Source organism: Methyloglobulus sp., from assembly GCF_046714055.1.
In the GTDB taxonomy this organism is placed as follows: domain Bacteria; phylum Pseudomonadota; class Gammaproteobacteria; order Methylococcales; family Methylomonadaceae; genus Methyloglobulus.
Genome location: NZ_JBKKBJ010000129.1, coordinates 1 through 6,704 on the forward strand (window position 1 = coordinate 1; position 6,704 = coordinate 6,704).

At 45.6% G+C, this 6,704-nt stretch carries 5 protein-coding genes and 1 pseudogene; all 6 read left to right on the top strand.

Translation table 11 applies throughout. The annotated features are described in order from the left end of the window. Positions 1–421 (top strand): annotated as a pseudogene (locus ACLQ6D_RS07885) (M18 family aminopeptidase); the annotation flags it as partial. 255 nt (positions 422–676) lie between these two features. After that, positions 677–1,237, top strand: coding sequence for a YfiR family protein (locus tag ACLQ6D_RS07890; protein WP_411726740.1), 561 nt, complete (start codon positions 677–679; stop codon positions 1,235–1,237). Beyond that, positions 1,230–3,641, top strand: a complete 2,412-nt coding sequence (locus tag ACLQ6D_RS07895) for an EAL domain-containing protein (protein WP_411726741.1) — start codon at positions 1,230–1,232, stop codon at positions 3,639–3,641. The genes ACLQ6D_RS07890 and ACLQ6D_RS07895 overlap by 8 nt, the downstream gene beginning before the upstream one ends. 41 nt (positions 3,642–3,682) lie before the next feature. Next, a complete protein-coding gene (locus ACLQ6D_RS07900; protein ID WP_411726742.1) occupies positions 3,683–4,300 on the top strand; it encodes a TonB-dependent receptor plug domain-containing protein in 618 nt (205 codons plus the stop codon). After that, positions 4,257–5,777: a TonB-dependent receptor plug domain-containing protein gene (locus ACLQ6D_RS07905; RefSeq protein ID WP_411726743.1), complete on the top strand. Its 1,521-nt coding sequence runs from the start codon at positions 4,257–4,259 to the stop codon at positions 5,775–5,777. The genes ACLQ6D_RS07900 and ACLQ6D_RS07905 overlap by 44 nt, the downstream gene beginning before the upstream one ends. Next, complete coding sequence (locus tag ACLQ6D_RS07910) at positions 5,767–6,414, top strand: alpha-ketoglutarate-dependent dioxygenase AlkB family protein (RefSeq protein ID WP_411726744.1); 648 nt, start codon at positions 5,767–5,769, stop codon at positions 6,412–6,414. The genes ACLQ6D_RS07905 and ACLQ6D_RS07910 overlap by 11 nt, the downstream gene beginning before the upstream one ends. Positions 6,415–6,704: the final 290 nt, after the last annotated feature.

Consider the following 6,704-nt stretch of genomic DNA (forward strand, 5'->3'; position numbering starts at 1 on the left):
TTTTTCCAGAATCCTGGCGAAAAGTTTCCTTGTCAGCGCCGATATGGCACATGCTTATCATCCCAATTTTCCTACCGCTTACGACCATGAGCATAAGGTCATGCTAAACAATGGCCCGGTAATCAAAATGAATGCGAACCAACGCTATAGCTCAGAAAGCATTTCGGAAGCGTTGTTTATCGACTGGTGCCATCAGGCGGATGTACCTTATCAACGCTATTCGCACCGCTGCGACCTGATGTGCGGCAGCACGATAGGCCCCATTATCTCTGCCAAATTGGGGATTCGCTCTGTTGATGTCGGCGCCCCAATGTGGGCTATGCACAGCATTAGGGAGAGCGCCGGTGTCATCGACCATGACTATATGATCAGGGTTTTGAAAAGATTTTTCCTGACGCGCGTGAATGTTCAGGCCGATTGAGTCTTGCCACAATGACAGGGGGGCCAGCACGCTTTTATGTAGCTATTTATATTAGTTGTAAGTTATAGTTAGACTAAGACTTTGGGGGATGAAAATGTGTACTTTTATACGCCTACAAAGCCAAGTCATTACTAACTTGACTTTATCACTACGACCTTGTCCTGTAGCGGCGTTATTATAACAATAAGGCAACACACCTTAACCAGCGGAATTTATCGCTTTCTCTAAGTGTAAGCAACTAAGCGCCATAAAGAAATGAAGGGTACTTTCTTAACAAGAACGCTGCTATGCCTGACGCTGTTGCTTTCAGACTGCCTATGCGCCGACGATGAAAATCTTGAATTCAAGATCAAAGCCGGTTACCTGTATAACTTCACCAAATTTATTACTTGGCCTAAGGTCAATAGCGCTACGTTCAATCTGTGTATCATAGGCGCCGATCCTTTTGGTGCCGATATTGGCCCTATCGAAAAAAAATCTGCATTTTCCCTACCTATCAAGATATTAAGACTGGATGAAGCTGATTTCCTGTCCGCTTCTAACTTGAGAGGGGGCTGCCAAATTCTTTATGTCAGTGCCGCCAATAAGCTGAAAATAGTTTTTGAAAAGATTCAGGCCCTCCCATATAAACATAAAATCCTTGTCGTTGGAGAAAGTGAAGCCTTTGCCGCAGAAGGCGGGATGATCGGCTTTGTCAATAGAAATGACAAAATCAAGCTGCAAATTAACCTTCAATCGGTAAAACAAACCGACTTGAAAATCAGCGCTAAATTATTAGAGATCGCCGAGCTGATCAAGGAAGAAAGCCATGATTAAGAAACTCAGGGACTTGTCAATCAACCGCAAGCTTTTGTTAATATTGCTGTTTTCCAGCTTGGTGTCCATGCTCTTTGCAGGTTTTTTCCTATTCCTTCTGGAGGTTGAAGAATTTCAACGCACGACCAAAGACGATATGTCAGCATTGGCAGAAGTCATTGGCAACCGCAGCTCCGCTGCCTTGATGTTTGATGACCGGAATTTGGCCATAGAAAATCTGGCTGTATTCAACAACATCCCTGCTGTACAAGTGACTTGCTTATATGGCGATCAAGATAGGGTTTTTGTTGGGCTGGCGAACAATGCCGATGCCAGCCAAACCTGCCCGGTTTCCATCGAGGGAGAAACAACCCGGTTCGAAAGCAAACAACTGGTAATTGTTAAACCCATTAACTTGGACAATGACAAAGTCGGTACCGTTTATATCCGTGCTAATTTGTCCCATGCCTACTGGCAAAAAATCCAGTTTATCGGCATGCTGTTTTTAGTGCTGTCGGCAGTTTCTTTGCTGACATTTTTGCTCTCACAACCCCTGTTAAAACTGATCTCGATACCCATACAAAAACTAGTCAGTACCGTCAAGCTGATTAGCGCTACCGGCGATTATTCACTCAGGGCAACCAAACTGAGCAATGACGAGATGGGATTACTGGTTGAATCATTCAATGGCCTGATTGAAACCGTCGAAACCCAGAGCCAGGCTTTAACGCAGGCAAAAAACCGGTATTTGACACTGTACGACGATAACCCGACTATGGTTTTCAATATTTCCAAAGATGGCCTTATTGCTTCAGTCAACCTCACCGGCTCCAAACAACTGGGCTTAACCGTAGAAGAGCTGCAAAATTGTTCTATATTTGATTTCATCCACTCGGATGACACTTCCCTGATGCAGGACTTGATCGAGCGCTGCCTCACCAGCCCTTTGCAGATCCACAACCAGGAAATGCGTAACATTTGCTATAACGGGCGTGTTATCTGGATCAGGGCGACCGCGAGATTGGTCGAAAATGAACAGCATATGAGCAGTTTATTAATCGTTTACGAAGATATAACCGAAACACGTTTATTGAATGAACAAATCGCTTATCAGGCAGACCACGATGCGTTGACCGGACTTGCCAACCGGAACAAATTCGACCGCCACTTGAAACGGGCAATTACCCTGGCCCATCAGGAAAACACCGAACATGCCCTGTGCTACCTGGATCTCGACCAATTTAAGGTTGTTAACGACACCTGCGGACATTTGGCAGGCGACGAATTGCTTAAGCAACTCGGTTTGTTACTCAGAAAAAATATCCGGCAATATGATTTTGTCGCCCGTCTTGGCGGTGATGAATTCGGGATATTAATGTACAACTGCTCGTCCGCCCAAGCTTCTCAAGCCTGTGAGAAATTGCGCGACTTAATCAAGGATTATAGTTTTGCCTGGGAAGACAGGAGCTTTACCATCGGTGTCAGTATTGGGGTGTCATCCATTAACATCGTCAGCGGCAATGCTGTCGATCTGTTTAAAGCAGCCGATGCAGCTTGTTATGCGGCAAAAGAAAAGGGACGAAACCGGGTTCATGTGTTCAGTCCCGATGATGAAGATCTGGCTATGCGTCAAGGCGAGATGCAATGGGTGGAAAAAATTCACCAAGGATTGGAGCAAAAACGCTTTTTCCTGTATGGACAAGCTATCGTCCCACTCCTGGACAGCGAGGACAATGCCGAAGAAGGCTTACATTTTGAAGTATTGCTCCGTTATCGCGACGACCGAGGCAATATCATTCCGCCTGGCGTTTTTTTGCCGGCCGCCGAGCGCTACAATCTAGCACCTGAACTGGATCGCTGGATAATCGCATATCTACTTGAATGGCTGGCCGGCAAACCAGATTTTCTCAAAACCTTATCGGTTTGCTCGATAAATCTGTCAGGCTTGTCGTTGTCTGATGATACCATGCTGAAATTTATCTCAGAACAGTTCCTACGGTGGAACGTCCCGACCAACAAGCTCTGTTTTGAAATAACTGAAACCGCCGCCATTTCCAATTTAGCACACGCCACCCAATTTATTAATCATCTGAAAGAACAAGGTTGCCTGTTTTCGCTGGATGATTTCGGTAGCGGTTTATCGTCGTTTGCTTATCTAAAAAATTTACCGGTGGATTACCTTAAGATTGATGGCCTGTTCGTCAAAGACATCCTTGATGATCGGGTCGATCTGGCTATGGTGAAATCTATTAATGAAGTCGGACATGTCATGAATAAAAAGACCATTGCCGAATTTGTTGAAAATGAACGTATCTTTAAACTGCTTAAAACGCTTGGCATTGATTATGCCCAAGGCTATGGTATCGGCAAACCAGTCCCCTTGGAGGAACTTAAACCCCTAACCTCTTTATTTGGCAGCATCTAGAAATGAATATTCAAGGGAGAATAGGTGTTAAATGTTTGGCAATGATGATCGTATTCAGTGCAACAACGAGCTATGCCGCTGACGAGGAGATGGATGACTTTTTTTCCATGACCCCTGCCGAACTGGCTGCAATGCCAGTCACCATAGACACAGGGACATCGAAACCAAATTTCCGGTCGGCAGGATCGACCAGCGTGATCACCGAAGAACAAATTAAAACGATGGGTGCAACTGAGCTGCATGAAAATTTGGAGACTATTCCGAGGATACACGCTAGCTTACAGCCCATGTCCAATGACCTTAGTTACAACATAAGAGGTATCGCTAATGTAAATAACTCGCAAATATTGTTCTTGCTGAACGGGACTCGTATTACCACAGCCTTTCGCGGCTCAACGGAGTCCGCCCTGGATTTGCCTGTGGCAGACATCCAGCGCGTGGAAGTTATCAGGGGGCCGGGTTCTGCCGTCTATGGTGCCGATGCTTTTGCCGGTGTTATCAATGTAATCACCAAAAAAGCCCAAGACATCAATGGCACCCAATTGGGCGTACGTGCCGGCAATTGGGATTCCCAAAGCGGTTGGGGACAATATGGAAGCCAGTGGGCGGGTTGGGATGTTGCCACCAGCATACAGTACAACATACCAGGGGGGCGATAGCGGACGGATTAACCAGGAAGACAGCCAAACCCTCATTGATAGGGCAATGGGAACAAATGCTTCCTTGACTCCTGGAGCCATGAACACCCAGTATAAATCCTTGAATACGCACCTAAACCTGCAACGCAAGCATTGGGATGTCGGGTTTTGGGTGTTTAATGGCTTTGACATAGGGACAAGATCAGGGGCTGGCGGGGCATTAGACCCTACGGGTGCAGGCGAAAGCGCCCAATATTTGGCTGATATGCGGTTTTCAACAGAAGACTGGTTTGATGATTGGGAATTCCTGGCGCATCTCAGTTATTTACATTCCGATGTCAGCGCCAGGGTCAATATCTTTCCTGACAATGCATTTTTGCCCATAGATGCCAAAGGAGATATAAATTTTCAATCCCAAGCATTGGTACTATTTCCCGATGGTGTCATTGAAGATGTAAAGCATGTCCAGCAAGTTCCATCTATCGAATTGACTTCCCTGTATAAAGGCCTGGACAAGCACCTGTTTCGGTTCAGCACGGGATTCAGGTATGAAGAACTTACTGTCAATAATCTTTCCAACTATAATTACGGAAAGAACTTGCCACCCGTGGTGGATGCCACCTTAACCGATAAAACCGATACGCCTTTTGCTTTTTTAAAAGATGCCAACCGGACTATTGCCACCTTCCTGTTGCAGGACGAATGGCAGATTGCCGACGATTGGCTCATGATTGCCGGGGTACGTTATGACCATTATTCTGATTTTGGCTGCACGGTTAACCCCAGGTTTGCCGTGGTGTGGGATATCAACGAACAACTAACCAGTAAATTCCTTTATGGCAAGGCATTCAGGGCGCCCAGTTTTTTTGAGCTGGGCCTTCAAAATAGCTCAGTAAATATTGGCAACATGAATTTAAAACCAGAGACTATCAATACCGTTGAATGGGCGTTTGATTACCGGCCTGTCTCATCCTTTAGGACAGCCCTCAACCTTTACTACTATCACATTGATGACCCGATAGCGATTGTGCCTGTTAGCCCAACAGTTTCACAATACAACAACAGCGGTGTTCAAAATGGGTACGGGGCCGAACTGGAATGGAATTGGCAATTACCAGATAAATGGAACTTATCGGGAAATTATGCTTGGCAATACTCACGCAGCGACCAGACCAACAGACAGATAACTGGCGTAACCGAAAATCAGGTTTATTTTGCCGCCATTTGGCAGTTTATGCCACAGTGGCAGTTTCAATCACAACTGAAATGGATAGGCGGCAGAACCCGTGACGTTGGCGACACCAGGCCATTGAACGATTATGAAACCATAGACTTTACCTTACGGGGCAAAAAGCTTTGGGGGCATCTCAATCTTGCCGCCTCCCTAAGGAATGTTTTTGATGCCAATAACCTGGAACCGGCAGGCATTAAAGAACTACCTGTCAACCTGCCCTTACCGGGGCGCAGCTTTTATCTCGAAGCATCCATTGATTTTTGATCGAACACCCACCTTGAGACAAGCGGAATTAAGTTTTGACCTAGAAAACCGTGCCATAGATTTCAATCTGGCTGATGGGGCAGAACTGTATTTAATCCGGCAATTCTATAGTCAACCCGAATCCGATCAAATATTTACAACGCTGTTAAGCGGCTTGCACTGGCAAGAGGAAGACATTTTTATTTTCAGGAAGTGGGTTAAGGTCCCCCGCTTGATGTGTTGGTATGGCGATCCCGATGCCTATTATGAATATTCAGGCATCAATCATCAGCCAAAACCGTGGACTTCAGAATTGCGGGACATCAGGGAAAAAGTAGAACAGCAATGCCGGTGCGCCTTTAACAGCGTTTTAGCTAATTTATACCGGAACGGCAAAGACTCCATGGGCTGCCATGCCGACGATGAAAAAGAGTTAGGCATAAACCCTGTGATTGCCTCATTGAGCCTGGGGGATGGACGCTTGTTTAAAATGCACCATAAAAAAAGCAAACAAACATTGGCTATCAATTTGGCACACGGCGACCTACTGGTTATGGGAGGAACCTGCCAACAGCATTGGCTGCATTCGGTGCCCAAAACCAAGATAATCAAAACACCGCGCATCAACTTGACGTTTCGGGAAATACTGACGGGTTAAACGACCTTATTTGATGGCTACGTCACAGTTAAATAAAGACAACTGGACAACCAATTTGCTGTAATAGAGTTTTATAACCCATCGAAAATTTGGTAAACTTTTAGGCGATAATGGCTGGTTTATCCAGTTCAACGTCGTATTTTTTTGTCACTATTGAAGTGAAGGCATTGCTAATTATATATAGATACTGTATAAGTTTTGGGTCATTAACATGCACCGGGAGGTTGCGATGGATTGTCCAAAATGCGGGAAGCAGGCGAGTTGCAAAGACGGCCAAGTGAATGGGCGGC

Coding starts and splice junctions, on each gene's coding strand:
- ACLQ6D_RS07890 (WP_411726740.1), top strand. CDS start 677: ATGAAGGGTACTTTCTTAACAAGAACGCTGCTATGCCTGACGCTGTTG.
- ACLQ6D_RS07895 (WP_411726741.1), top strand. CDS start 1,230: ATGATTAAGAAACTCAGGGACTTGTCAATCAACCGCAAGCTTTTGTTA.
- ACLQ6D_RS07900 (WP_411726742.1), top strand. CDS start 3,683: ATGATGATCGTATTCAGTGCAACAACGAGCTATGCCGCTGACGAGGAG.
- ACLQ6D_RS07905 (WP_411726743.1), top strand. CDS start 4,257: ATGTTGCCACCAGCATACAGTACAACATACCAGGGGGGCGATAGCGGA.